Annotated in this window: 27 protein-coding genes; 15 read left to right on the top strand and 12 right to left on the bottom strand. The window is 58.7% G+C overall.

The window, feature by feature from the left end:
• The first annotated feature begins 3 nt into the window (after nt 1-3).
• Nucleotides 4-1,161: an acetylornithine deacetylase gene (gene argE, locus MK208_RS00805; RefSeq protein ID WP_294112967.1), complete on the top strand. Its 1,158-nt coding sequence runs from the start codon at nt 4-6 to the stop codon at nt 1,159-1,161.
• Between the two features lie 101 nt (nt 1,162-1,262).
• On the opposite strand, the gene rpsD is transcribed toward argE, so the two are convergent.
• The gene (gene rpsD / locus MK208_RS00800; RefSeq protein ID WP_168591919.1) at nt 1,263-1,883 is read right to left on the bottom strand and encodes a 30S ribosomal protein S4; all 621 of its coding nucleotides are present in this window, start codon (nt 1,881-1,883) and stop codon (nt 1,263-1,265) included.
• Nucleotides 1,884-2,119: 236 nt separating this feature from the next.
• Complete coding sequence (locus MK208_RS00795) at nt 2,120-2,755, bottom strand: hypothetical protein (RefSeq protein WP_294112960.1); 636 nt, start codon at nt 2,753-2,755, stop codon at nt 2,120-2,122.
• A 13-nt stretch (nt 2,756-2,768) separates the two neighbouring features.
• Between MK208_RS00795 and MK208_RS00790 the strand changes: the two genes are divergently transcribed.
• A complete protein-coding gene (locus MK208_RS00790; RefSeq protein ID WP_294112958.1) occupies nt 2,769-3,440 on the top strand; it encodes a hypothetical protein in 672 nt (223 codons plus the stop codon).
• Here MK208_RS00790 and MK208_RS00785 read toward each other — a convergent pair.
• Entirely contained in the window at nt 3,412-3,945 is a 534-nt protein-coding gene (locus MK208_RS00785) for a winged helix-turn-helix transcriptional regulator (protein ID WP_294112956.1), read from the bottom strand. The genes MK208_RS00790 and MK208_RS00785 overlap by 29 nt on opposite strands.
• Nucleotides 3,946-3,996: 51 nt before the next feature.
• Between MK208_RS00785 and MK208_RS00780 the strand changes: the two genes are divergently transcribed.
• The gene (locus tag MK208_RS00780; RefSeq protein WP_294112954.1) at nt 3,997-4,368 is read left to right on the top strand and encodes a VOC family protein; all 372 of its coding nucleotides are present in this window, start codon (nt 3,997-3,999) and stop codon (nt 4,366-4,368) included.
• A gap of 54 nt (nt 4,369-4,422) precedes the next feature.
• Here MK208_RS00780 and MK208_RS00775 read toward each other — a convergent pair whose 3' ends face one another.
• The 3 genes from MK208_RS00775 to MK208_RS00765 form a co-directional block, all read right to left on the bottom strand.
• Nucleotides 4,423-5,493 carry a Hint domain-containing protein gene (locus MK208_RS00775; protein WP_294112952.1) on the bottom strand — a complete coding sequence of 357 codons (1,071 nt, stop codon included), beginning with the start codon at nt 5,491-5,493 and terminating at the stop codon, nt 4,423-4,425.
• Between the two features lie 128 nt (nt 5,494-5,621).
• Nucleotides 5,622-6,566: a lipid A-modifier LpxR family protein gene (locus MK208_RS00770; RefSeq protein ID WP_294112950.1), complete on the bottom strand. Its 945-nt coding sequence runs from the start codon at nt 6,564-6,566 to the stop codon at nt 5,622-5,624.
• Between the two features lie 187 nt (nt 6,567-6,753).
• Nucleotides 6,754-7,368: a response regulator transcription factor gene (locus tag MK208_RS00765; protein ID WP_294112948.1), complete on the bottom strand. Its 615-nt coding sequence runs from the start codon at nt 7,366-7,368 to the stop codon at nt 6,754-6,756.
• Nucleotides 7,369-7,641: 273 nt separating this feature from the next.
• Here MK208_RS00765 and MK208_RS00760 point away from each other — a divergent pair, with 273 nt between their 5' ends.
• Both MK208_RS00760 and MK208_RS00755 read left to right on the top strand, forming a co-directional pair.
• Complete coding sequence (locus tag MK208_RS00760; protein WP_294112946.1) at nt 7,642-8,163, top strand: molybdopterin-dependent oxidoreductase; 522 nt, start codon at nt 7,642-7,644, stop codon at nt 8,161-8,163.
• Nucleotides 8,164-8,262: 99 nt separating this feature from the next.
• A complete protein-coding gene (locus tag MK208_RS00755) occupies nt 8,263-10,812 on the top strand; it encodes a PAS domain-containing hybrid sensor histidine kinase/response regulator (RefSeq protein WP_294112944.1) in 2,550 nt (849 codons plus the stop codon).
• Between the two features lie 3 nt (nt 10,813-10,815).
• On the opposite strand, the gene MK208_RS00750 is transcribed toward MK208_RS00755, so the two are convergent.
• Entirely contained in the window at nt 10,816-11,724 is a 909-nt protein-coding gene (locus MK208_RS00750) for a LysR family transcriptional regulator (RefSeq protein WP_294112942.1), read from the bottom strand.
• A gap of 91 nt (nt 11,725-11,815) precedes the next feature.
• On the opposite strand from MK208_RS00750, the gene MK208_RS00745 reads away from it, so the two are divergent.
• From MK208_RS00745 to MK208_RS00720, 6 genes are all read left to right on the top strand, one after another.
• The gene (locus tag MK208_RS00745; RefSeq protein ID WP_294112940.1) at nt 11,816-13,000 is read left to right on the top strand and encodes a lipid-transfer protein; all 1,185 of its coding nucleotides are present in this window, start codon (nt 11,816-11,818) and stop codon (nt 12,998-13,000) included.
• 4 nt (nt 13,001-13,004) lie between these two features.
• A complete protein-coding gene (locus tag MK208_RS00740) occupies nt 13,005-13,472 on the top strand; it encodes a MaoC family dehydratase N-terminal domain-containing protein (RefSeq protein ID WP_294112938.1) in 468 nt (155 codons plus the stop codon).
• Between the two features lie 12 nt (nt 13,473-13,484).
• Nucleotides 13,485-13,904, top strand: a complete 420-nt coding sequence (locus MK208_RS00735; RefSeq protein ID WP_294112936.1) for a MaoC family dehydratase — start codon at nt 13,485-13,487, stop codon at nt 13,902-13,904.
• Between the two features lie 118 nt (nt 13,905-14,022).
• Nucleotides 14,023-15,171 (top strand): acyl-CoA dehydrogenase family protein, encoded by a 1,149-nt coding sequence (locus MK208_RS00730; protein ID WP_294112934.1) that lies wholly within the window; start codon nt 14,023-14,025, stop codon nt 15,169-15,171.
• Nucleotides 15,172-15,359: 188 nt separating this feature from the next.
• Nucleotides 15,360-16,187: an SDR family NAD(P)-dependent oxidoreductase gene (locus MK208_RS00725; protein WP_294112932.1), complete on the top strand. Its 828-nt coding sequence runs from the start codon at nt 15,360-15,362 to the stop codon at nt 16,185-16,187.
• Between the two features lie 138 nt (nt 16,188-16,325).
• A complete protein-coding gene (locus MK208_RS00720; RefSeq protein WP_294113253.1) occupies nt 16,326-17,402 on the top strand; it encodes a CaiB/BaiF CoA-transferase family protein in 1,077 nt (358 codons plus the stop codon).
• A 156-nt stretch (nt 17,403-17,558) separates the two neighbouring features.
• Here MK208_RS00720 and hemE read toward each other — a convergent pair whose 3' ends face one another.
• The gene (hemE, locus tag MK208_RS00715; protein WP_294112930.1) at nt 17,559-18,590 is read right to left on the bottom strand and encodes a uroporphyrinogen decarboxylase; all 1,032 of its coding nucleotides are present in this window, start codon (nt 18,588-18,590) and stop codon (nt 17,559-17,561) included.
• A 103-nt stretch (nt 18,591-18,693) separates the two neighbouring features.
• Here hemE and hemC point away from each other — a divergent pair, with 103 nt between their 5' ends.
• Both hemC and MK208_RS00705 read left to right on the top strand, forming a co-directional pair.
• Entirely contained in the window at nt 18,694-19,653 is a 960-nt protein-coding gene (gene hemC, locus MK208_RS00710) for a hydroxymethylbilane synthase (protein WP_294112928.1), read from the top strand.
• Nucleotides 19,654-19,758: 105 nt separating this feature from the next.
• Entirely contained in the window at nt 19,759-20,325 is a 567-nt protein-coding gene (locus tag MK208_RS00705) for a hypothetical protein (RefSeq protein WP_294112926.1), read from the top strand.
• A 10-nt stretch (nt 20,326-20,335) separates the two neighbouring features.
• Here the strand turns inward: MK208_RS00705 and hemF are convergent, their stop codons facing one another.
• The 4 genes from hemF to clpS form a co-directional block, all read right to left on the bottom strand.
• On the bottom strand, nt 20,336-21,229 hold the full coding sequence (hemF, locus tag MK208_RS00700) for an oxygen-dependent coproporphyrinogen oxidase (RefSeq protein WP_294112925.1): 894 nt from the start codon (nt 21,227-21,229) through the stop codon (nt 20,336-20,338).
• A 73-nt stretch (nt 21,230-21,302) separates the two neighbouring features.
• Nucleotides 21,303-22,103 (bottom strand): SDR family oxidoreductase, encoded by an 801-nt coding sequence (locus MK208_RS00695; RefSeq protein WP_294112924.1) that lies wholly within the window; start codon nt 22,101-22,103, stop codon nt 21,303-21,305.
• Between the two features lie 43 nt (nt 22,104-22,146).
• Nucleotides 22,147-23,130, bottom strand: a complete 984-nt coding sequence (locus MK208_RS00690; protein ID WP_294112922.1) for a class I SAM-dependent methyltransferase — start codon at nt 23,128-23,130, stop codon at nt 22,147-22,149.
• Between the two features lie 27 nt (nt 23,131-23,157).
• Entirely contained in the window at nt 23,158-23,496 is a 339-nt protein-coding gene (gene clpS, locus MK208_RS00685; RefSeq protein WP_294112920.1) for an ATP-dependent Clp protease adapter ClpS, read from the bottom strand.
• Nucleotides 23,497-23,583: 87 nt separating this feature from the next.
• Here clpS and MK208_RS00680 point away from each other — a divergent pair, with 87 nt between their 5' ends.
• Nucleotides 23,584-24,285 carry an HAD family hydrolase gene (locus tag MK208_RS00680; RefSeq protein ID WP_294112918.1) on the top strand — a complete coding sequence of 234 codons (702 nt, stop codon included), beginning with the start codon at nt 23,584-23,586 and terminating at the stop codon, nt 24,283-24,285.
• Nucleotides 24,286-24,553: 268 nt separating this feature from the next.
• A complete protein-coding gene (locus tag MK208_RS00675; RefSeq protein WP_294112917.1) occupies nt 24,554-25,882 on the top strand; it encodes a D-alanyl-D-alanine carboxypeptidase family protein in 1,329 nt (442 codons plus the stop codon).
• The last annotated feature ends 50 nt before the right edge of the window (nt 25,883-25,932 follow it).

Raw genomic sequence — 25,932 nt, 5'->3', positions numbered from 1 at the left:
CCCATGCTGGAGACCACCAAACAGATCCTCTCCGACCTGATCGCCTTCCCGACGGTCTCGGTCGACAGCAACCTCGACATGATCTCCTACCTCGCTGCACGTCTCAAAGACTGCGGCGCCAAGGTGGAGATCTTCCACGACGAAACCGGCAAAAAAGCCAACCTCTTTGCCACCCTCGGCCCCGAAGTCGACGGCGGCATTGTGCTCTCCGGTCACAGCGACGTGGTGCCGGTCACCGATCAGGACTGGAGCTCCGATCCCTTCGTCATGGAAGAGCGCGACGGGCGTCTTTACGGACGCGGCACCTGCGACATGAAAGGCTTCATCGCCGCCACCGTCGCTATGGCGCCCCACTTTGCCCAGCGTGTCACCGACACGCCGGTGCATCTTACCTTCACCTATGACGAGGAAACCGGCTGCATTGGTGCAGGCCATCTGGTCGAGGCCCTCAAAGAGCGCAACATCAATCCCCGGCTCGCCATTATTGGCGAGCCGACCTCCATGCGCATCATCGAAGGCCACAAAGGCTGCCATGAATACAGCACCCGCTTTCAGGGCCTAGAAGGCCACGGCTCCGCGCCTGATCTGGGCGTGAACGCGGTGGAATACGCTGCACGCTACGTCTCCCGCCTGCTGGAGCTCAAAGCCAAGCTCACCACCATGGCGCCAGAAACCAGCCGCTTTGAGCCGCCCTGGACCACCGTGAACGTCGGCGCCATCCACGGCGGCAGCGTACACAACGTCATCGCCCCCAAGGCGCAGGTGGATTGGGAAATGCGCCCCGTGCAAGCCAGCGATGCCACCTTTGTGAAAGAGGCCTTAAAAGCCTATTGCGAAGACGAGCTGCTGCCGACAATGCGCAAGGTCTACCCCGACGCGCAGATCGACACTGAGGTGGTGGGCGAGGTCGCTGGCCTCATCCCGGAGGACGATAACGAAGCCCGCAAACTGCTCATGGAACTCACCGGCGCCAACGGCGCGGACCTTGTGCCCTTTGGCACCGAAGCGGGTCTGTTTCAGTCAATGGGCATGGATGTGGTGGTCTGCGGCCCCGGCTCCATCGAGCAGGCCCACAAGGCCGACGAGTTCATCGCGCTGGATCAGTTGTCCGATTGCCTGAAACTACTGGAAAAACTCGGCGACACGCTGGCCAAAGGCTAAGCCCGCCCAGCGCTACAGCAACTTCCAAAATCTGAACAAACAAAAAGGGCCGCGAAACTCTCGCGGCCCTTTCCGTATTCTGTAACCTAGGTCGGCGAAGATTAGTTCTTCGCGTAGAATTCCACGACCAGGTTTGGTTCCATAACAACCGGGTATGGCACGTCGGACAGGCCTGGGGTGCGCACGAAGGTTGCGGTCATTTTGTTGTGGTCGGCGTCGATGTAGTCAGGCACGTCGCGCTCGTTCAGCTGAACGGCTTCCAGCAGAACTGCGAGCTGCTTGGACTTCTCACGTACTTCGATCACGTCGCCTTCTTTGACGCGGTAAGACGCGATGTTAACGCGCTTGCCGTTCACCAGAACGTGGCCGTGGTTCACAAACTGACGTGCAGCAAACACGGTTGGAACAAACTTGGCGCGGTAAACAACAGCGTCCAGACGGCGCTCCAGCAGACCGATCAGGTTTTCACCGGTGTCGCCTTTTACACGCTCAGCTTCGCCGTAGATGCGACGGAACTGTTTCTCGGTCAGGTCGCCGTAGTAACCTTTCAGCTTCTGCTTGGCGCGCAGCTGCGTACCGAAGTCAGACAGTTTGCCCTTGCGGCGCTGACCGTGCTGGCCTGGGCCATAGTCACGACGGTTCACTGGGGATTTTGGACGACCCCAGATGTTTTCGCCCATCCGGCGGTCAATTTTGTACTTGGCAGCAGTTCTTTTTGTCATCTGCTGATCTCCTTCGTTCAGGTTTCGAAGGGCGTTGTCCTCTTGCCGGATTTTGCCGACATGACAGGCATCCTCTTGCGAGGGCCACCAACACCAATGAAGCCGCGCTTATACGGGGGATTCCGGGGGAGTCAAGCGGGGAGTGGACAATCCCAATGCCATGACAACATCAGCTACAGCTCGCTTGGCAGCTACGGCTTTAGCTTCCCTCTACAAGGCAACGTATTCAGGGCAACTTAATTGGCGAGGACACCGCGCTTCTTAAGTGTAAACCTTTGCTTTCCTTGGGCGCTGTCAATCACTCCGTTTCCGGCCCAACCGCCTTCTTCCAAATTCATTTTGCCACCAAAAAGAAATGTGCCGTTTTCGTCATATTCTTTGAAGGCTAACCCTTTCTTGGTGGCCTCTGTCACACGAGTGCGCTGTTTCCGAGTTCCGTCTGAATGAATCTCTTTGTAGCTGCATTGCCCAAGGGTGCGGGTGCAATCATGTGGTCGATACCGGATTTCAAAGCCGTCAGGCCGTACCCAGCGCACATAATTCCCGTCTTTGTCCAAGTGTGTTTCAAACGCCGGTGTGCCGCCGGGTTTTGCGCCACGATAACTGGTCAACACAAACGCCTTGCCTCTGCGGCCAGTATAAACGTGATGGATCATTCCTCCCTGCGATTGGTTTATCGACACATAGGCGCCTGGCGTCATCTTTTCAGATTGCCAACGGATGTCCTGCGCATTGGCAGATGTCCCCATCAAGCTAGCTAGCGCAATAGCCAGAAAATGCTTAATCACAGCAATTACTCCCACTTTGATGGGGCAAGTTACACAGCTCTTTGCTGATTTCAAGGCAAGCCTATCTCCCCAGAGTTGCCACATTTCCGCCAAATCAATGGCTTGGCAAACCTATAAATTACCTGGGTGGTTGCTATTGAAAGGTACGATTGTGAAACGCATTATTCTGTCCATTGCTGCCTGCCTGCTGACCTACACCGGTGCCCTGGCCCTGATGCGCCCGGCTGATCCCACATACGCGCAACTTGCCGAACAGGTCTGCCCAGCGGAATGGGCCACGCTGAACGCCTTTGATCCACCGCTATATCTCGACCACTACAAGAAGGAAGCGCTTCGCGAACCCGGCACAAACATGGCCGAAAATGCCGTCATGCATCGCCCCTTCATAGGCGCGCTGGCAACAGCGGACTTTGTGAACCACTTGTTCGTATTCGACAGAGCCGAGAACCACACGCCCTACAATCTTGCACACACCCAAGCGCGTCTGGACTTTGTGAAATGCCTGAATCCGTCCGAAGCCGAACGCAGGCAGATCTTGAAGATCTACAGTGACGTTTACCCGGAAGCCTCAAAACAGCAATCAGAGGTACTAACGTATCTGTTCGCAATGACAGACAATCTATTCTGCATGGGTTTTGACCGCTTCTTTGAAGGCATCAAGAAACTCGACCCAACGAACCCGTATTATCACCACAGCCACTTTCATCTCAACAAAACAACGATGACCGTTTGCCCTAAGCCTACCCCGCCAACCCAATCACCTGACTGATCCGCGCCCCGGCGTTCACCGCTTGATAGGTCGGAAAAGGCACCCTTTCCGACAGATCAATCTCCCGCGCAACCCACTCCTGGGCCTCCAACTTCTGCAACGAGGTGGAGAGCGCCCGATCTGTGATCGCGCCCAACCCCGCCTTGAAGCCTGAAAACCGCTGCGGCCGCGTCGCCAGCGCCAACACCGGCACGGTCCAGCTTTTGCGCAACAGCTTGGTATCGCTCTCCGGCGACGCCCGCAGAATCTCATCTGCCTTAGCGGCCGCAACAACGCCCAGATCCGTCAAAACAAATTCCGGCCGCAGCGGATGCCCGTGACCGGGATTTCGCATCACCACCCCCAGCTCCATCAAATGCGCCAGACTGGCCCCAAAGGCCGTGCGCCCTGCCCCAGTGGCGGCAATCAACGTCGCCTGCCGCCCCGGCACGCCGCGATGCATCTGCGCCAGAATGTCGAGCGCCCAGGCTCGAGAGGTGATCTTGACAAGTAACTTAATGTCCATAAAGTATAGTAACTACATTTTGTGAAATCAGCAACCACTAAGGACCGCATCATGGCTCTCGCCGCATTGACCAACATCATCACGCTCTCAATTTCTGTGAGTGATCGCCACGCCAGCGCAACCTGGTTCAAAGAGAAGCTCGGCTTTGAATTGCGCTACCACATTGACGAAGCCGGCTGGAGCGAGCTGGACACCAAAACCGAGGGCGTGATCCTTGGCTTGGGCGAGCAATCCGAGCCCAAACCCGGCAATTGCGTCCCGGTGTTTGGCGTTGACGACATCGACACCGCCCGCAGCGCGCTTGAGGCGGCGGACGTGAAGTTTGACGGCCCCACACAAGTAATCCCGGAAATGGTCAAACTGGCGACCTTCTATGATCCAGACGACAATGCCTTCATGTTGGCAGAAGACCTCTCCAGCTAAGCAAAAACCCCGCCAGTCCGGCGGGGTTTCTTTTTGTCATGGTCGCTATGTCGCTTACGCGGCGTCGTGCATCAAAATCGCCGCCTCGCTGGCGGTCAGATTGCGCCGCGCGTGCGGCCCATAGCTGTGCGGGTTCTGCGCCAACTCCGGCTGACGCGCAAACAACCGCGCCCGGTCCTCTTCCTTCAGCGCGTCCAACGCCGCATTGGCCGGATGGAAGCTCTCTGTCTCCACCCCGTTGGCCCAGATCACCTCATGACACGGCAACAGCAGGTGCACATAGGTCACCTCCTTTAGCGCCGTGTCCACGCTGATGCTGTTGCCATTCACCAGATCGCGCGCCGCCACCAGAACCTCGTTCTCGTTAAACAACGCCCGCGCTGTATGACCGCGCACCAGCATCCGATGCTCCGGGCTGACCAGCAATTCCTGATCTGGCCGCTCGATGCCCAGCGCGCCGGGGCGAATACGGATTGGCCGCAGCTTTGGCATCGCAAACAGGCGCGCCCCGGTCATACGCCGCGATCCAATCCACTGGATCTGCTGCGCGCCATTGTCCCGCGTCTGCACCTGATCGCCTTCGCGCAACTCTTCAATCAACCGTGGCCCCTGCGGAGTCGCAATCCGCGTGCCCGGTGTAAAACAAATCACTCCGTTACCCTCTTGTACTGATTTGGGCCGCTGCAAAGTGCTCATCGCAGAATGCACCACCCATAAGTCTTTGTTCTTTGGCGGAAGCTCGTCCAGAAACATCAGCAGCGGCGCACTGCCATCCACTTCAATCACCGTTGCGGTGTAGCTCTCCGCCCCATCGGTCACCACAAAACCGCCCTCCATCAAGGGCAGTTCAATATCGACCGCATCCAGGCTCTGGATGTTTGTTTGATGATTCACCGCCGCCCCAACCAGCTTGCGCACCATGTGCGCCGCACGCTTGCGGATGTTTGCCCCTTCTTCCCCACGGTCCAGACGCAATAACCCATTGGGGCCGTCCACACGGACGGCGTCCCTTGACCAGGACCACACCACGCCTGTTTCCAGCGCCTGCAACGGTGCGGCCTTCTGACCATCTATTTCTGTCTGTGACCAGGAGATGACAAACGTGCCACGAAAGCCCGTTTTCATTGCCTGATTACCTGCCTAGTAGTTTTTTTATTACGGACAGGTTAACAAAGCGGACTCGAGCTGCCTAGCCGGAAGTTTCAAAAAAAGCGAGGCGCCTCAGTGTGTTGCAAAAAACACCTCACCTCGCCTCAAAAGCGAATATCCAATCGCACCGCGCCAACAAGTTGTCCTTGGTACTGCATGTCGAACTCTTCGCTCAAATACGTGAGGCCATAAAACAGGTGATGGTTCTTGCCCTGCCAATGCAATCCGGCCCGCACACGACGGCGTGTATCGGTCAGGCGATAGCCGCGGTCTTCGGGCAAATAGATGCTGCTGAACACTTTTGCGATGTCTGCGCCCACCACAAAACTCAGCCCCTTTTCCTGACGCGCACCGGAACGATAGCGGTGTCCCGTTACCCAATCTCGCGACACCAGTTCCCCGCGACCAAACCGACCAATGGTGAAATCCACACCGGCACGTACCAGATCTTCGTCCCCTGCGCGGGCTTCTACAAAAGGACGCATGCTGGTTTGGCCGCCAAGATCAAACGTGCGCCCAGTTTCGCCGACAAAGCGCAGCCGCCACTGGTTTGGGATCTGATGCGCCAGAACCTCATCAGACGGGCCTTCAATCCCAATCACATCGTGAATTGCCTTTTGCAGGCTATTCAGCCCGGTCTGCGGGCCAATCATCAAAACGTCGCCACCAAAAGCAAACTCAGTGCCATGCCGCTGAAACTGCGTGTGCAGACCCGCGGTCAGCACACCGGCCCAGGGGCGATCCAGTGGGATATGGGAACTCAGGCACGCTGGGGCCATGATCTCGCCGCCAACCCGCAACTCCAGCAAATCCCCGGCCGACTGCGGCAGCTCGCCATTCCAACCGTAGCCCCAGAACCGGCTTGTACCATAAGAACCAGACCGCCAACGATCATACCCGTCGCCAAGGAAGTCATTCACAAACAGACTGCCAAAGCCCAGGTACTCCCGCTCGCCAAAAGGCGTAAAGGACACCTCACTGTCTTCCGCTGCCACAGCCTGAACGGAAAGCACCCCAACAAAAAACAAAGCAGCAATACGACGCAGCATAATCAGTCCCCAATAACGCCCCCCGGCTAGGATCTGATAGCGCGCACAGGTCACCCGCGTCAGCGAAAGACTGACATAATGGTAAATGCCGTAAAAATTGTCCTTAATTCATTAAGGGATGAGAAAGCCCTACTTAGGTCTGGCAGCACGTGAGCCAAGCCTTTCGCACAACAGACATATTATACGGTCAGAACAGGCCGGCTTCTTTAGCGATCAGCGCCGCTTGCGTGCGATTGCCCGCGTCAATCTTGCGATAGAGGTTTTTCACGTGCAGCTTGATGGTCGGCTCGGACAGGTCAAGATCACGGGCAATTTCCTTGTTGGACTTGCCCACGGACAGACCTTCCAACACCTGCATCTCACGGCGCGTGAGCTTTTTGGCAATTGGATGCGGCTCCGCTGCTTCTGTGGCTTGCATCAACTCGGCCGGGATAAACTGCTCCCCAGCCGCCATGAACTTGATCGCATTCACCAAAGAGGATGCTGGCAAGGTTTTGGGCACAAAGCCAGAAGCCCCGGCCGCCATGGCTTTTTGCACAATCTCGCGGCTGGCCTCTCCGGAAATCAACGCAACGCGTGGAGAGGACGTATGCGCCAGTACCCGCTTCACCCCCTCGACACCCTGCATGCCCGGCATATTGTAATCCAACAGCACCAGATCAAACGGCCCCTTGCTATCGAGCGCTTGCATCGCCTGATCCAGATCGGAAACGCCTACGGAGCCCATGGTACCGGTGGCATCGACAAAGGCGGTCACAGTGTCCAACAACAAATCGTGGTCGTCAGCGATTAGAATTTTCAAAACGGTCCTCCAGGGGCCGGAAATTAGCGCGACAATCGCACCCAACCAGGGCCAAACAAAACAAAACCAATAGTGCCTTATACCCAATGATGCAGCCAGTGGGCCTTCTGTCATCCCGCCCACCTAGGGAAGATACAGAAAATTTTAAACAAAAACTCTGCCTTACCTAACGGCAAACCTACCCTTTTGTATAGGGCGTTTATCCCCTTGACCAGATGCGCGTCAAACGTGTTCGGTCTTATAAAGAAGTTAAGCATAACGGGGCGGCAGGACATGCGTAAAACCACTCAAACAGTTTTCGCGCTTGCCGCTTGGCTTTTGCTACCACTCACAGGCCCAGTTTGGGCATCTGACGCAATGGACGTTCCGTCCGGCGATGTCATCCTGACCGTGTCGGGCACGATCGACGCCACAAACGTCGACGACACGGCTCAGTACGATTTGGAGATGCTGCGCGCATTACCTGCAGCCTCCATTTCAACCACGACCATATGGACCGATGGGGTTCTTATGTTCACGGGTGTACCGCTAGCGTCGCTGCTGGAAACTCTGGGGAGTTCCGGCAGCACGCTGCGGGCTTCCGCCATCAACGACTACACCATTGAAATTCCGGTCGACTCGCTTGAAGCCGAGGCACCAATCCTGGCCTATGAAATGAACGGCGCGCCCATGCACCGTCGCGACAAAGGCCCGCTCTGGGTGATCTACCCATTTGATTCCGATCCCAAATACCGCACCTCCCAGGTCCATTCCCGCGCGGTTTGGCAACTCGACAGGATCGAAGTCGTCGAATAAGGTTTTGCGCATGAAAATTGCGCAACCTCTACCAGACACATTTTATCCCTCTGATCACCCCGCCTTTGTGCGGTTACGTCAGGTGTTTGGTTTGATTCCGTGAGCCGCCTGCCCACATCCGCCTTCGCCGTGGGCACCAACACGCCTCTGCGCCAAATCAGACCCCTGAGTGTGCTGGGCCTCATACTCACAACCCTCATCGCGGTGTTGTTGGTGTTTGCCTTTGTCACCGCGTCGCAAGTTTTCACTAACCTGCGCAACATCAAGCTGCTGGCGTCCAACGATCTGGAATGGTCCCTCGCGCAGATCGAGCTGGAAACCCGGGATTTTGCTGGCGCGTTGGAAGCCGCGCGCCTGGCGCCGGAACCAGACCTGGATCGCCTGCGCCTGCGGTTTGACATTCTCTACAGCCGCGTCGGCACCATGGCCACTGCCCCCGCATATCTGCGTCTCACGGTGATGCCGGAATTCGACGCTGCCCTCAAACGCGTGAACACTTTCATGTCCGAGGCTGTGGACCTGATCGACCTCCCCGACGAGGAACTGCTGGAAGCTTTACCTCTGTTGTCGGTGCAATCCGCCCACCTCAGATCCGATGCCCGCGCGCTCTCACTCTCTGGTATTTCGCTTTACGCCAGAGAAAACGACGCCGCCCGCCAACGCATCACCAACACGCTCTATCGGTTGGCCACCATCGCCCTCCTGCTGATTACCGCCGTGGTGGGCCTGCTGATCAACCTGCTCTATGCAAACCGCGTCGCCCGCCAAAAAGAGCGCGCCGTGTCTCAAGCCAACCGCCGAATGAGCACCATTCTAACCACCTCCATGGACGGTGTTCTGGTGGTCGACAGCACAGGCGCTGTGCTCGAATTCAACAAAGCCTCCGAGGCCATCTTTGGCTACCGCTACGAAGACATCCGCGGCAAGAACATTCAGGATCTGATCGCCCCACCCGACCTGCGCGATTCCCACTATCGCGCCATGGAACGCATTCTCACCGGCCAGGACCGCCACGCCGCAGGCAAAGGCCGCGTGCGTATGGATGCCAAGCGTGCCGACGGCACGATCTTCCCGATTGAAATCGCCATCGAAATGGCCGAGGACAACGACGAGAAAATCCTCATCGGTTTCCTGCACGACATCTCAGATCGTGTGTCCGCAGAAAAAGAACTGCTGGAAACCCGCGACCGCGCGCTGGCCGGTGAGCGTGCCAAGGCCGAATTCCTCGCCGTGATGAGCCACGAAATCCGCACCCCGCTCAACGGCATCCTTGGCAATCTCAGCCTGCTCAACGACACCGCGCTTAGCCCAATCCAGACCCGCTATGTGCGCAACATGGAAATCTCCGGTCGCGTATTGATGCGCCATGTCGACACCGTGCTCGACATCACCCGCTTTGAGGCCGGCAAGCTCGACGTCACCATCGCCTGCACCGACCTCTCCAAGCTGCTGCAAGAACTGGTAGACAGCCAACTCTCCGCCGCCAACCGCCACGGCACCACGCTCAGTTGGCGCTGGGAAGGCCCGGCCCGCGCCTGGGTCCGCACCGATCGCGCAGCCCTGGAACAGGTGCTACTCAACCTCGTCGGCAACGCCATCAAATTCACCGACAATGGCACCATAACCATCGAGGCCGAAGCCCTGCCCGAAGCCATCAACGGCCATCCAGCCGTAGAACTCAGGGTCAGCGACACTGGCATTGGCATCTCCGAAGACCGCCTGCCCAAAGTGTTTGACGACTTTGTCACCAACGACCCGACGCTGGGCCGCGTCCCCGGAGGCACGGGTCTGGGTCTTGGGATCGCGCGGCGCATCGTCACCGCTCTGGGCGGTGAGATCGGCGTCGAAAGCACGCCTGACGTCGGCAGCACCTTCTGGGTACGCCTGCCCATGGAGGAAGGCCGCCAGCCACCCGCCCCAAAGGACAGCGAACCGGAACCGGAACTCGCGCACCTGCACATGCTTGTGGTCGAGGACAATGAAATCAACCGCGAGCTGGCACAGGAACTGCTGCAACGCGAAGGCCACTGGGTCACCCTGGCCTCCAACGGCGCCGATGGTGTGCAACTGGCCCAGGTCAAACAGTTTGACATGATCTTGATGGACATTGCCATGCCGGTCATGGACGGCCTCGCGGCCACAAAGCAAATTCGCGCTGGCGACGGCCCCAACAAGGACACGCCGATTGTGGCCGTCTCTGCCAACATCCTTCCCGAAGACCGCGACCGTTTCCTCGCCGCTGGCATGAGCGCCTTTCTGGCCAAGCCGATCGACCGCGCTTCGCTACAGCAAATGTTGCAAGACAACTTCGCCTCGGCGCAGGCTTCCCCGCCCGTGACACCCACGCGCGCAGGCCTGCCGGAAGACACTTACAAGCGACTGCAAGCTCGGTTTTTGGAGGAAGGCGACGCCCTCCTGGCCGCCGTCACCGCGCCCTACCGCGATGTTCAGGATGTCGCCAAACGCTGCCATGACCTCTCCGGCGCGGCCGCAATCTTTAGCGCCCACGCGCTTCACGACATTCTAGCGCAGGCCGACACCGCCGCCAAACAAGGCAACAAACGCCTGTTTGAAGAGCTGGTCACCCAAATCCCAACCCTCTGGCGTGCCACGCGCACCGATCTGAACGCGCCCGACGCAGCCGAATAACCCCTAGGGCATCTCCGCCCCCAGCGTGGGCGGAAACTCCTGCACCGCTTTCAAGAACCAGCCCAACGCCCGCCCCCGTTGCCCGCCGCTGCGATAGGCCACCGCCATCGGCAAAGAGGTCTGCTGCGGAAAATCCAGAATCTCAAACCGGCTGCGGAAATGGCGACTCTGGGCATAGCTGTCCACAACAACCCCCACCGCCTCACTGCGTTCAATCACCCCGGCGGCCATGGTGAAACTGGGCATAATGTGCAGCCGCCGCATCGGATCGACCTCCCCGGCCTGCACCAAATGCTGGATCGGCTCCGCATAAGGCCCGCTTGGCTCTGGCACAATCAATGGCAACCCGGCCAAATCCTCGCTGGCCACCGGGCGCCCCACCAACGGATGCCCCCGCCGCACAAAAAACAACGCATTAAGCGGCGGCAAAGGATCACAGCGCACCCCGGCCTCCGCCATTAAGGGCCGCGACGGGCCAATCAATGCATCCAGATCGCCCTGCCGAAACAGCTGCACCGCCGTCTCAAACGGTGCCCCGCGCAAATGAATGCGCACCTCCGGATGCGCCCCAACCAAGGCCCAGATCGCCCGGCTCATCAGCCCTTCCATCGAACTCGGTGACACCCCAATCCGCAGCACCTGCTCCCGCGTCTGACGGCCCTCATCGACATCTGCAACCAACTGATCCACATCCGCCAAAATCCGCGCCGCCCGATCAATAAACGCCCGCCCCTCTGCCGTGGCGGTCACCCCCCGCGCATGCCTTTCAAACAACGCCGCGCCCACGTCTTGCTCCACGTCCGCGACCGCCTTGGTCACCGCCGATTGTGTGACATTCAACGCCCGCGCGGCTGCAGAAATCGCCCCTTGCCGGTCCACCGCCACCACATAGCGCAGCTTGGTCAGATTCATCCATTCCTCCAAAGAATAGCTTGAGAGAATATTGAATTTGCCAGATACCCTCGTCAATCCGATACTTCCGCCCAAGCGAGGAGGATTTCACATGAGTCACGAGGCCATTGTTGCCGGCGTCGGCATGATCAAATTTGCCAAACCGGGCGCATCAGAGAGCTACGATCAAATGGGCGCCGCAGCCGTGCGCGCCGCGCTCAAAGACGCGGGCCTCAGCTATGAGGACGTGCAGCAGGCCTACGCGGGCTACGTTTATGGTGACAGCACCTGCGGCCAGAAAGCGCTTTATCACGTTGGTATGTCCGGCATCCCGATCATCAATGTGAACAACAACTGCTCCACCGGCTCCACCGCGCTCTACATGGCGCGCCAAGCCATCGAGAGCGGCATGGCGGACTGTGTGCTCGCTGTGGGCTTTGAGCAAATGCAACCGGGCGCGCTGACCTCCCACTGGACTGATCGCCCCACGCCATTTGACGACTTTGACACCGCCTGCGACACCCTTGTCGGCCACGCCGAAGTCCCACTCGCCCTGCGTTACTTCGGCGGTGCGGGCAAATCGCACATGGAGAAATTTGGCACCGAACTGGCTGATTTCGCCAAAATCCGCGCCAAAGCCTCGCGCCACGCCACCCGAAACCCGCTGGCCCTTTTTGCCAAGGAAGTCTCTGAGGCCGAGGTTATGGCCGCCCCGGTCATGTGGGACGGTGTGATGACCCGTCTGATGGCCTGCCCCCCCACCTGCGGCGGCGCGGCCGCGATCCTCTGTTCGGAGAGCTTTGCGGCCAAACACGGCCTGAACGCGACGGTGAAAATCAAAGCGCAAGCCATGACCACCGATTATGTCTCCACCTTTGAGGCGCAAGACATGATGCAAGTTGTCGGCTACGACATGACGGCGGCGGCCGCCAAACAGGTGCAGGAGGCCTCGGGCATTTCCATAGAAGACGTCGATGTGGTCGAGTTGCACGACTGCTTCGCCCACAACGAGTTGATCACTTACGAAGGCCTAGGCCTCACTCCCGAGGGCACCGCCCAAAAATTCATTGCCGACGGCGACAACACCTACGGCGGCAAATTTGTCACCAACCCCTCCGGAGGCTTACTGTCAAAAGGACATCCCCTTGGGGCCACAGGCCTCGCCCAATGCTACGAGTTGACCCACCAATTGCGCGGAACGGCAGACGCTCGCCAAGTGGAAGGTGCAAAAACAGCCCTCCAGCACAACCTCGGCCTCGGCGGCGCTTGTGTCGTGACCCTCTATCAGGCGGCATAACCCCATGGGCATCTTCAACCGATCCACCAAAGGCCATGTGACCCCGCCCATCGAGGTCACCCTAGAGCGCGGCCCGCTGGCGTTCTTCTCCGAAACCATCGGCGAAACAGACCCGATCTACTTCGATTCAGACGCCGCGCAGGCCGCGGGCCACCCCGACATCCTCGCCCCTGCCACATACGCAGTGGTGGTCGGCACCTTTGCCGACCAGATCGCCCGCCGCAAAGGTCAGCCCGACATCCTGGAGCTGATCAATGGCGACCTGCGCGTGCTGCTGCATGGCACCGAGGCCTACACATACCATGGCCCAATGTTTGCCGGAGACGTGGTGACCGTCGAAAACGAGGTGACAGATTTCACCGACGCCAAAGGTGGGAAACTGGAAATCGCCCACATCACCACCCGCATCACCCACGCCACGCGCGGTCTCTTGGTTGAGGCCACCCGCGGCATCATTCACCGTCTGGGCTGAGGGAGAGACATCATGACCATCACACCAACCACGGCCCAAGTCGGCGACACACTCCCGGGGCTGACTTTCGGCCCGATCTCGCGCACCACCTTGGCGCTGTATGCAGGCGCCTCCGGGGATCACAACCCGATCCACATCGACCTGGACTTTGCCAAAACCGCAGGCATGGATGACGTCTTTGCCCACGGCATGTTGTCCATGGCGCAACTCGGCCGCCTCGCCACCAACTGGGCCGGCCAAGACCGCATGCGCGCCCTTTCAACCCGATTCACCGCGATCACGCCCGTTGGGGCCACCATCACCTGCTCAGGCACCGTTGTGGACCGCCAAGAAGAGCACGGACGCGTGCTGCTCACCGTGGCGCTCGCCGCTCATATTGATGACGGCACCCAAACCCTGCGCGGCGAAGCCAAAATCTGCGGCACGCCTTAATTCAATTTGCCTGAAGCGCATCGCGCTTCGGGCCGCGCCCGACCCGCCCCATGGGCGGGCGCGTTCCGCACCCACCCCGGGCCAGTCGCGGCCCTTTTTGGGGACAAGGAGACTCCCAATGCCCAATCACATGTGGATGAGCGAAGACCACACCGCCTTCGCCGACACCGTCAAACGCTTCTTTGACGAAGAGGTCACCCCAAACAAAGATGCCTGGACCGAAGCCGGCGTCATTCCCAAGTCCCTTTGGAGAAAAGCCGGAGACCTCGGCATCCTCGGCGCCACCTTCCCCGAGGAACACGGCGGCCTTGGCCTGTCGCGCCACTTCGACGCCGTGACCTTCCTGGAGCAGACCAAAGCCGGTGACAGTGGCTGGGGTGTGTCTGTGCACAACATCGCTGCGCATTACATCACCGCCTTTGGCACCGAGGAACAGAAAGCCCGCTGGCTGCCAGACCTCGCCTCAGGGGACAAAGTCGCCGCCATTGCGATGACCGAACCGGGCACGGGCTCGGACCTGCAAGCGGTGAAAACCACCGCCATCCGCGACGGCAACGAATATCTGATCAACGGCTCCAAAACCTTTATCACCAACGGCGGCTCCGCCGACCTGATCGTGCTCGTCGCCAAGACCGACCCCTCCGCCAAAGGCCGCGGTGTGAGCCTGATTGTGGTGGAAACCGAAGGCCTCGAGGGTTTCGCCGTTGGCCGTTGCCTCAAAAAGATGGGCATGAAGCGCAACGACACCGCAGAACTCAGCTTCACCGACGTGCGCGTGCCGCTCACCAACCTGATTGGCACTGAGGAAGGCCAAGGCTTCATCCAACTGATGAAACAGCTGCCATGGGAGCGTCTCATACTTGGCTATATGGCTCTGGGCGCGTCGCAATGCGCGCTTGAGCATACTCTGGCCTACGTGAAGGAGCGCAAAGCCTTTGGCAAACGGGTGATGGACTTTCAGAACACCCGCTTCAAACTCGCTGAATGCGCCACCAAAATTGAACTGCTCGCGTCCTTCTGTGACACCTGCCTCGCCGAGCTCGACGCAGAACAACTCACCGCAGAAAAAGCCGCCATGGCAAAATGGTGGGGCACCCAGACTCAATGCGAAATCGTGGACGAATGTCTGCAGTTGCACGGCGGCTATGGCTACATGTCCGAATATCCGATTTCGGAACTCTACACCGACGCCCGCGTGCAAAAGATCTACGGCGGCACCAACGAGATCATGAAAGAAGTGATCGCCCGCTCGCTGGACATCGACTGATGCCAAGTCACGCACCGCGGGGTTCGCGCCCAGCCCCGAGGGCGGCTCTGTTGCAAAACCAACTGCGCACACAAACCGCCACGATGCATTGGTATCAAATGTCGCAGTTTCGCGCCCGCCCTGGGGGGCGGGGCTGGGCGCGAACCGGATCGCAAGCGATCCGGAGGAAACACGCTAAAGGATACCGCATGACCAAACTCACTGGAAAAACCGCCTACATCACCGGCGCAGGCAACGGCATCGGCCGCGCTGTCGCTCTAAAACTCGCCTCTGAGGGCGCCAACATCGTGCTCAACGATCTTGAGGAGGCCCCGGCCCAAGCTGTGGTCGAGGAAATCACCGCCGCGGGTGACAATGCCATCGCGGTTGTCGGCTCTGTCACGGAAAATGGCTTTGCCGAGCGCTTCATCGGCGCAGGCGTGCAAAAATGGAACGCCATCGACATCATCGTCAACAACGCCGGCTACACTTGGGACAGCCTGATTGGCCACATGACCGACGATCAGTTTGACGCGATGATGGACGTGCACGTGAAAGCGCCCTTCCAAATCCTGCGTGCCGCCTCGGGCTTCATTAAGGGCCACGCCAAGCAAGAAGCCGAAGAGGACCGCGAAGTCTTTCGCAAGGTGGTCAACATCTCATCCATCGCGGGCACCGGCGGGAATGTTGGTCAGGCCAACTACTCTTCCGCCAAGTCCGCCGTGCTTGGCCTGACCAAATCTCTGGCCAAAGAATGGGGCCGCTACAAAGTCAACGTGAACTGTGTCGCCTTTGGTTACATCGAAACCCGCCTCACCCAAGCCACTGACGACAAGAAATCCATCACCGTAGACGGCAACACCGTGGGCATCGGCATCCCGACCAAAGTCGCAGGCGGCTTTGCAGCCATGGTGCCCCTTGGCCGCCCCGGCACGCCCGAAGAAGCGGCGGACGGCGTCTATCTGATGTGCTGCCCCGAGAGTAATTATGTCTCCGCCCAAGTCCTCACCGTTGGCGGCGGGTTGAACGGTCTGTAATCCCATGACAGGTCCGAAAACCAAACTGCGCGCCCGCGCATTGTTAATTCTGACACAAACCTCTGCCTTCATGGGCCTGCAGAGTCGTGGCGCCCCCGGCGCAATGGAGCATCTGCGATGACCCAAAGGACCAAGCCCATGCTGCAAGGCATCCGCATCATCGAAATCGAAGGCCTCGGCCCCGGCCCCTTTGCCGCCATGCATCTGGCCGATCTTGGCGCAGACGTGATCACCATTCACCGCAAAGGCGGCGGATCTATCACCGCAGACCAATCCGTGCTTGACCGTGGCAAACGCTCCATCGCTCTGGATCTCAAAGACCCGGATGACCTTGTCGTCGCCAAAAAACTCATCGACTCCGCAGATGCGTTGATCGAAGGCTTCCGTCCGGGGGTGATGGAACGGCTCGGCCTAGGTCCGGCGGACTGCCATGCCACCAATCCACGGTTGGTTTATGGCCGCATGACCGGCTGGGGCCAAACCGGGCCTCGCGCAGAAACCGCCGGTCACGACCTCAACTATATCGCCCAATCCGGCGCGCTCTGGTACGCTTCTGAGCCCGGCTCCCCCCCGATCACTCCTGCGACCCTTGTGGGCGACATCGGCGGCGGCGCGCTGTATCTGGTGATCGGCATCCTGACCGGCATCTTGAATGCGCAGGAAATTGGCCAAGGCACGGTTGTCGACGCTGCCATTGTCGACGGCTCCGCCCACATGATGACGCTCTTGATGGCCCTGCGCCAAGCCGGCGGCCTCTCCATGGAACGTGGCCACAGCCTGCTCGACGGTCCACATTGGTCGCGCAGCTATGTCTGCGCCGATGGTGGCTATGTCTCCGTGCAAGCGCTGGAGCCACAATTCTACGCCGCCTTCCTTGACAAACTTGGACTGGCTGACGACCCGGAATTTGCCAAGCAACACGACCGGACCCTCTGGCCCAAACTCACCGCCCGCCTGACCGACATCTTTGTGCGCGAACCGCGCCTGCATTGGGATGGTCTGTTTTCGGGGTCTGACGCCTGCGTCGCGGTGGTGCTCTCCCCGGAGGAAAGCGCCAAGGCTCCGCATATGTCGGCGCGTCGCGTCTGGCATCACAGTGATGGCAACCTACAAGCCGCCCCGGCCCCGCGCTTTGACAGCCGCGTGGATGAGATCAGACCACTTCCCAAGCGCGGTGAACACACAGCCGAAATTCTAAAAGGCCTCGGCATGTAACCGGCCCATGCAGCCCGCCGCACGCTGCGCCCCGGGACACCCCTGTACCCTATCAAGCCGCAACGCAAGGTCCCTTAACGCAACAGAGGCGCGCTTAAGGCGCACCTCCGCAAAACAGTCGCAATACCGACAGAATACCAACGTCAAAATCAGTGGTTAATTGCCACGCACCGTGTCGATCATCAGCTGTACATTTTCCGGATCGGCGTCCGGGGTGATTCCGTGGCCCAGGTTAAAGATATGCGGCCCCTTGCCAAAGGCTGCGACAATCTTGCGGGTCTCATCCACCAGATCCTGCCCGCCGGTCACCATATGGCTGGACTTCAGATTCCCCTGAACACAGCCATCCACCTGTACGTTTTTGGCAGCCCATTCAGGTGTCACCCCGTCGTCCAGTGCCACACAATCCGCGCCTGTTGCCTTGGCAAACCCGACATAGCGTTCGCCGGCGCCACGCGGGAAGGCAATCACCGGCACGTCCGGATGGCGCGCCTTCAGCTCTGCAATGATTTTCCTTGCAGGTTCAAGAGCATAGCGGTCAAAATCTGCGCCTTTGAGCGAGCCGGCCCAGCTGTCAAACAGCTTCACAACCTCAGCACCAGCCTCGATTTGCTTGGACAGGTAGTCCACGGTGCCTTCCGTCAGAATATCAATGATCTGATCAAAAACGTCCGGGTTTTCATCCTTGAGCTGATGCGCCGGTCCTTGATCAGGCGTACCCCGCCCCGCCACCATATAGGTCGCCACGGTCCAGGGCGCGCCGGCAAATCCAATCAACGTGGTCTCTTTGGGCAACTCCCGGCGCAGGATCCGCACAGTTTCATAGACCGGGTTCAACGTCTCATGGATCGCGCTCGGCGCATTAAGCTTGTCAAAATCCGCTTGGGTTTCAATGGTGGAGAGCCGTGGTCCTTCGCCAGTCACAAACCACAAATCCGCGCCCAAAGCTTGCGGCAGCAACAGGATATCGGCAAACAGGATCGACGCGTCAAAGCCATAGCGCCGGATCGGCTGCAGCGTCACCTCTGCGGCCAATTTACTGTTATAACAAAGACTTAGAAAGTCACCAGCCTGCGCCCGAGTGGCGCGATACTCTGGCAAATAGCGACCCGCTTGGCGCATCATCCAAATAGGAGGGGTGTCCAATGTCTCGCCCGCCAGCGCCCGCAAGATCGTCTTTTCGGCCATGCTTACATCCTTCCAGTGTTGCGCACACGTGGTCTGGCAACAGCGGCAAGATGTCAAGTCCACAACGCTTGTCAGGACACCCTGTCGCGGCTATCCAAGCGCCATGACAGTGACTTTGCCAACCCCCGCTTCTCCGCTGAAAATCGGCACCCGTGGCTCTCCGCTCGCGCTTGCGCAGGCCTATGAAACCCGCCGCCGCCTGATGACAGCGTTTGATCTGCCAGAAGAAGCCTTCGAGATCGTGGTCATCACCACATCCGGTGACAATGCTCAGTTGATTGCCAAAGACAAACCTCTCAAGGAAGTTGGCGGTAAAGGACTGTTCACAAAGGAAATTGAAGAGGCCATGTTGGTTGGCGGTATCGACATTGCCGTGCACTCGATGAAAGACATGCCGGTCCTGCAACCTGACGGCCTGCGGCTCGACACTTACTTGCCGCGCGAAGACACCCGCGACGCTTTTGTTTCCCCAAGCCACGCGTCTTTGGCAGACCTGCCGGAAGGCGCCACCGTAGGCACCTCCAGCCTGCGCCGTCGTGCCCAGTTGCTGAACTACCGCAAAGATCTCAACGTTGTAGAGTTTCGCGGCAACGTGCAAACCCGCCTGAAAAAGCTGGAAGACAAAGTCGCAGATTGCACCTTCCTTGCCATGGCTGGCCTTAATCGCCTTGACATGTCCCATGTGGCCGCTTCCGCCATCGAGCCGGAAGACATGCTGCCCGCGATCGCACAAGGTGCCATTGGCATCGAGCGTCGCGCGGATGACATGAGCACCGCCGCTCTGCTGGAGGCCATTCACGACGGGCCAACCGGCCAACGGCTCAATGCCGAACGTGCTTTCCTGGCGGCCCTGGACGGCTCCTGTGAAACCCCCATCGCGGGCCTCGCGGACCTTGACGGCAACACCATTCGCCTGCGTGGTGAAGTGCTGCGTCCGGACGGCTCTGAAAGCCTACGCGATGATCAAACGGCTCCAATTGAAGACGGCGCGGCGCTTGGAGAAGGCATGGCCAAATACCTTCTGGAGCGCGGCGGCCCGGGCTTCTTTGACTGGCGCAGCTAACAACGATTTACGGTTAATTTCCCCTTAACCGCGCCATTCCCGGCATGTTTCGGCCATGTTTTTAAGACACTCTGATCCCATCAACAGGGATCAGAGGACCAAGCCATGCACGCGTTGGGACAACTGGGCACTATCGACGATTATCACTGGGACACTTTACAGCCACGGCCATCACACGCCGGCTACTGCGTCCGGGAAACTGCTGGCGAGTTCCGTCATTCATCCATAAAAGAGGCTCTGCTACGCTTCATTGGCGTGATGTTTGTGCTCAGCGCGCTGGTGCAATGGACCTTCCCCGATGCCAATTTTGTTGGCGATCCGATGATGTCCAAGTCCCTGCTGTCCATTGCCTTTGCGCTGATCGGCATGGCGGCCTACCGCTTTGCTATGAAAGGCCACCGCGCCGAAATCCGCTTTGACGGTAAATCCCGCACCATCGTGCTCTGCGCCCTGAACCGCCGGGATCAACAAAAAGGCGCCCGTAAACTGCCGCTCCGCGACATCACGAGCATTTATGTGCGGCGCACCGACATGGCGGCTGGCAAAGCCGCCCTGCGCATCCGTCTGAAATCCGGCGGCGCAGAGCTCACCGCCCTACGCGGCGATCTCGCCGAAGTCGAAGCGGTCCACGCCTTACTTTGCAGCAAAATCCGCAAAGCGCAGCAGGGCTAACCTGCTGCCGTTACACCCATTTTGCCATCGGTGGCAGGCTCATCAGCACGGCATTGGCATCATGGCCCGTTTCCAGACCAAACTTAGTGCCACGATCATAAACAAGGTTGTACTCGGCATAGAGCCCCCGATGCACCAGTTGGACATCTTTCTCAGCTTCGCCAAAATCATCCACCCGACGTTTCTCAACCAGAGGCACAAAGGCCGGCAGGAAGGCTTCGCCAATGTCCCGGATGAAGGCAAAGTCCGTTTCCCAATCCCCGGTGTTGTGATCATCCAGAAAGATGCCGCCAACCCCACGCGCGCGGTTGCGATGCGGAATGTAAAAATACTCGTCCGCCCAAGCCTTTAGCCGAGGGTAATGCGCCTCACCATGCGCATCACAATGCGCCTTCTGCACCCCGTGAAAATGCGCTGTGTCCTCATCATATTCCAAACAGGGGTTCAAATCGGAGCCACCGCCAAACCACCAACCATGTGGGGTCCAGAACATCCGTGTATTCATGTGCACCGCCGGGCAATGTGGGTTCTGCATATGCGCCACAAGGCTAATTCCACTGGCCCAAAACCGCGGATCTTCTTTCATGCCAGGCAAGCCTTTGCGCGCGGCCATGGCATTCTGCGCACGCTCTCCCAACTCGCCGTAGACCGTGGACACATTCACGCCGACTTTCTCAAACACACGCCCGCCACGCATCACCGACATCAACCCACCGCCAGCATCCGATCCATCGGCACTGCTGCGCTTAGTTTCACTCACCTCAAATTGGCCCGCGCCCTGATCTGCAAACGGACCTTCGGAATGACTGTCTTCCAGCCCTTCAAAAGCGGCCACAATCTGATCTCGCAACTCACGAAACCATGCGCTGGCGCGTTGCTTTTCGGTGTCCATTTGATCAGACATGCCTGCCCCTCCGTTGTGTTCCGCATTGCCTATCATCGGCACACAACAGACGCCAGCGGCAGAACAGCGCGGTTTAGTGCGCCGGGGTGCTCACCGTATCCAGAAGCGAGCGACCACCATCCACAGTCACAATCTGCCCGGTCATAAAGCCTGAAGCCTCAGAGGCCAAAAACTGAACCGCATCCGCCAGTTCGCCCGGAGCCGCAATCCGCCCCAGTGGCGTATGTTGCTCAATCTCGTTGCGGCAATCGCGATTGTCCCTCAAGGCTTCTTGCAAACTTGCAGACATCACTGAGCCAATCGCAACCGCGTTGACCCGAATCCGCTCAGGTGCCAACGCAACGGCCATCGCGCGTGTCATCTGATCCAATGCAGCCGTGGCAATCGAATATCCCAATAAGTCCGGCTGAGACCGCTGCGCCGCAATCGAACTCAAGTTCACAATGGAACCCACGGGTCCCTCGTCCCGTCCAGCGGCCAGTTTGATCATCCGCTTAGCCACAATTTGGCTCAACCGCAGCGACGTCATCAGGTTCTGCTGGATCATCAAATCGACAGAGGTGTCATCCGGATCTAGTGGATCGCTGGTGGTCACCTGCCGACATCCGTTGATGAGAATATCGATCTCATCGAACGCATCAATGGTGGCGGAGATCAGATTGTTGATCGTCAGTTTTTCGCGTAAATCGCCAGCAAAATAACGAATATTGCCTTCATCAGGACGTTCACCAAACTCCGCACACAGGCTTTTTTCATCCATGTCCGCAAACATGACATTGGCGCCATGTTCTGCAAAATGCCGCCCTACAGCCAAACCAATACCATTGGCCGAGCCCGTGATAATGGCGGTTTTACCCGCAATATTGAAAGACATCTACGATCCCCATCACGCTGTCATGCACCGAATCTGGCTACCCTTACCCACGGGTCCGAGTTGGTCGCTGAGCATGCAATACCTTAAATCGGGTGTATCCGGCAACGGCCTCGACCGATTGGAACGCATCCTGCAACGTAGCTTCATACGGCAAATGCCGGTTTGCCACCATCCACAAATGCCCGGACGGGGCCAGCATCTTGGCCGCAGCCCGGATGAATCGCTCACCCAACGCTGGCTCCGCTTTGCGCCCGGTGTGAAACGGCGGGTTCATCACCACTGTGTCCACCCGATGGCCTGGCTTGAAATTCGTGGCATCGGCCCAGTGAAACTGCGCCCGAGGATCGGACAGGTTTTCCTTGGCGCATTCCAGAGCCACGTGATCGGCTTCAACCAAATGCAGCACGTCAAAAGCTTGTCGCGCCACCATCTCGCTAGACAGATACCCCCATCCAGCGCCCAGGTCGGCCACCACACGTCCCAGTTTGGTCGGCAAGGCTTCCGCCAGCATTTTGGACGCCGGATCAATGCCATCCGCACTAAACACCCCTGGCCGCGTGACAAAGCGCTCTGCCACTTTGGTGGGCGCACCCGCCTGCCAATCCGCAAAGCCCCCGCCTTCAAACCAGAACAACCGACCGTGAGACTTGGCAAAGCTGCCAAGCACCTCAGCGCGTTTGCGGCATTCTTTATAAAGCCCGTCAACGCCATCGGTCTTCTGACCATCGACAATCACCAGATCAGCGCAGGCAGTCGCACGCGCAATCAAATCCCGCGCCAAGGCCTTGGCCCGTGGTAAAACCACAACTGCCGCTTTGTACGTGCCGTCTTCCACAACAGCGGCCTCATAGCCCGCATCTGAAAACGCATCAAAATCCGGCTTCAGGTGCTGCACCACATGCACCTGCGTACGCGGCAGCGCATTCAGATCATAGCCGACTCGCGGCGCAAACACGGCAATCCGTCCGTCAGACGGCAAAGACAGGCCGTAGTCCTCTACGGCCAAAGACAATCGGGAATGGGACATATCAAGCGGTGATCCGGGCGCGCCCGATCACTCCTTCTCCATCGTACACTGCAAGGGATGCTGGTGCCGTTGCGCCAAATCCATCACCTGCGTGACCTTGGTTTCTGCAATCTCGTGGCTGAACACACCCACAACCGCCACGCCTTTCTTATGCACGGTTAGCATGATCTCAAACGCCTGCGCGTGGGTCATCGAGAAGAACCGTTCCAGCACATGCACCACAAACTCCATCGGTGTGTAGTCGTCGTTGAGCAGCATCACCTTGTAAAGCGGCGGCTTTTTGGTGCGGGTACGGGTCTCCAGCGCGACGCCAAGATCGCCGCCGTCGTCGTCACCCATGCTCATGGTCATCGTCTGCAATGGCATATTCACAAGAATCCGGTTCGTGGTTTGCTGTTTATATAGCCTGAAGTTGGTCTTAGAAAAGAGGTCTGGAACAATCGGACCTTTTTCATGCCCAAGACCCTCACAACAGTTGCCTTTGATGCAGATGATACGCTGTGGCACACCGAACGGTTCTTTCGTCTCACCCAGGCCAAATTTGCCGAGCTACTAGCGGATTTCACCGAACCAGATCACCTCGAAGAACGCCTCTTGGAAGCCGAGCGGCGCAACGTGGGGCACTATGGTTTTGGCACCAAAGGCTTTGTCCTGTCGATGATCGAAACCGCGATTGAGGTGACTGAGGAACGCGTGCCCGCCTACGTGATTGCTGAGCTCATGGCCTGCGGTCGCGAGATGCTGCAACATCCCATCAACCTGCTGCCACATGCCAGGGAAGTGGTTGAAACATTGGCAAAATCTCACCGCTTGCTGCTCATTACCAAAGGCGATCTTCTCGATCAGGAGCGCAAGGTGGCTCAGTCAGGTTTGGGCGATTTATTTGAGTGGGTCGAGATTGTCAGCCATAAAACGCCGGACATTTATACACGCACTTTCAAACGCCATGCTGACGGCCCCGATCGGGCGTTAATGGTGGGCGACTCAATGAAATCCGACATTGTACCCTCACTATCGGTTGGCAGTTGGGCGGCGCATGTGCCCAATGGCCCCGCCTGGGCGCTGGAGCAGGCAGAAACGCCCAAAGAAAACCCGCGATTTGTGGCGCTTTCGTCACTGTCTGAAGTTTTGCCACTGGTAGAAGAGATTGGCTAAGGCCCTCACAAGGCAGGTCTAGCGGCTGACAAGCACGGAGCCACAACATCTGCGAAACCGCCTTAAGCACCCAATGCAACTCGCCAGAAACACAAGCTTTATTCGTTTCAGACCCTGTGTTACGCTTCTTGCAATTAAAAATGGTCAGACCGGAAAACCGGCGACCTGAGGCAGAAAAAGAGCAGTTCACATGAAGGCGCGGCGCATTCAGCCGGCCCGTTTCGGGCTATTTTTGGCGACACTGGCATTCTGTGCCGTGATGACCCCCATGGTGTCTTTCGCGGCACCCTACGCAGCAATGGTGATTGACGCACGGGACGGCAAAGTCCTGCACAGTCGCAACGCCGACACCCGCCTGCATCCGGCGTCCCTGACCAAGATGATGACGCTCTACATCGCCATGGAAGCGGTGGAGAACGGCGAGATCAGCCTCGACACCAAAGTGAAAATCTCCAAGAACGCCGCCGCCGAGCCGCCGTCCAAGCTGGGTCTGCAAGCGGGACAGCGCATTGCCCTGCGCTATCTTATCCGCGCCGCTGCCATCAAATCCGCCAACGATGCCGCGACCGCGATTGGCGAGGCTATCGAAGGCTCCGAAGCCGCCTTTGCCCGTCGCATGAATCGCACCGCCAAGGCGCTTGGAATGACCAACACGACGTTCAAAAACATGCACGGCCTGACCGAAACCGGCCACATGTCCACTGCGCGGGACATGACCACCTTGGGTCGCCACGTGCTTTATGACTATCCGGACTACTACAACCTCTTCTCGCGCCGCTCCACAAACGCGGGCATCAAGTCTGTAAACAACACCAACCGCCGCCTGCTCGACGCCTATCGTGGCGCAGACGGCATCAAAACCGGCTACACCCGCGCCGCCGGCTTCAACCTCGTGGCCTCTGCTGAGCGCGGCAACAAACGTGTGATTGCCACCGTATTTGGCGGTCGCTCCACCGCAACCCGCAACGCCAAAGTGGCCGAATTGCTGGATCTGGGCTTCAACCGCTCCGCCAGCCGTGTGGCCCTGCGCAAACCCGGCCGCCCCGCGTATCAGGGCAAGACTGCGCCAGTAGGCAAAACCATCCGCGTGGCCACCGCAGTGAAGAAGTCCCTGCGCCCGGTTCTGCGGCCAACGGCAGCTAAACAAGAACAACCTTCCGTGGTTGCTGCAGCCGCCATGTCTGAGGCGACAGTTGCCGCAGACGCCACCGTTGTGGCCGAGGCCACTGTCATCGAACACGACATCCAGTCAGCCCTCCTACAAGCTCAGGACAACACGGGTGTGACGTTGGTGAGCCTGAAGGAAGAACCCACACCACCGCCACAGCCAAAGGTCGTCACGCGCATCTCGACTGCTGGCGGGCGCCATTGGGGCATCAACGTCGGTCGCTACAACAGCCGCTTTGCCGCTGAAAAGATGTTGCTGAAAACAGCTCTGTCCGAAATGTCGACGTTAGACGGCAGCCTGCGCAAAGTGGTGAAAAACTCTCGCGGGTTTGAGGCAAACTTCCTCGGCATGTCCAAAGAGACCGCAGACCTCGCCTGCCGCCGCCTGCAAGCACGACAAGTCACCTGCTACACGCTGGGTCCAAGCTAATCCAAATCGACCACCGACTAACCAAAAGACCGTCGCAGCCTCCCGCGACG

Source organism: Shimia sp. (assembly GCF_022448905.1).
GTDB lineage: Bacteria > Pseudomonadota > Alphaproteobacteria > Rhodobacterales > Rhodobacteraceae > Shimia.
The sequence above is the reverse complement of the archived record's forward strand: the minus strand, read 5'-3'. Positions and strand labels throughout refer to the sequence as shown.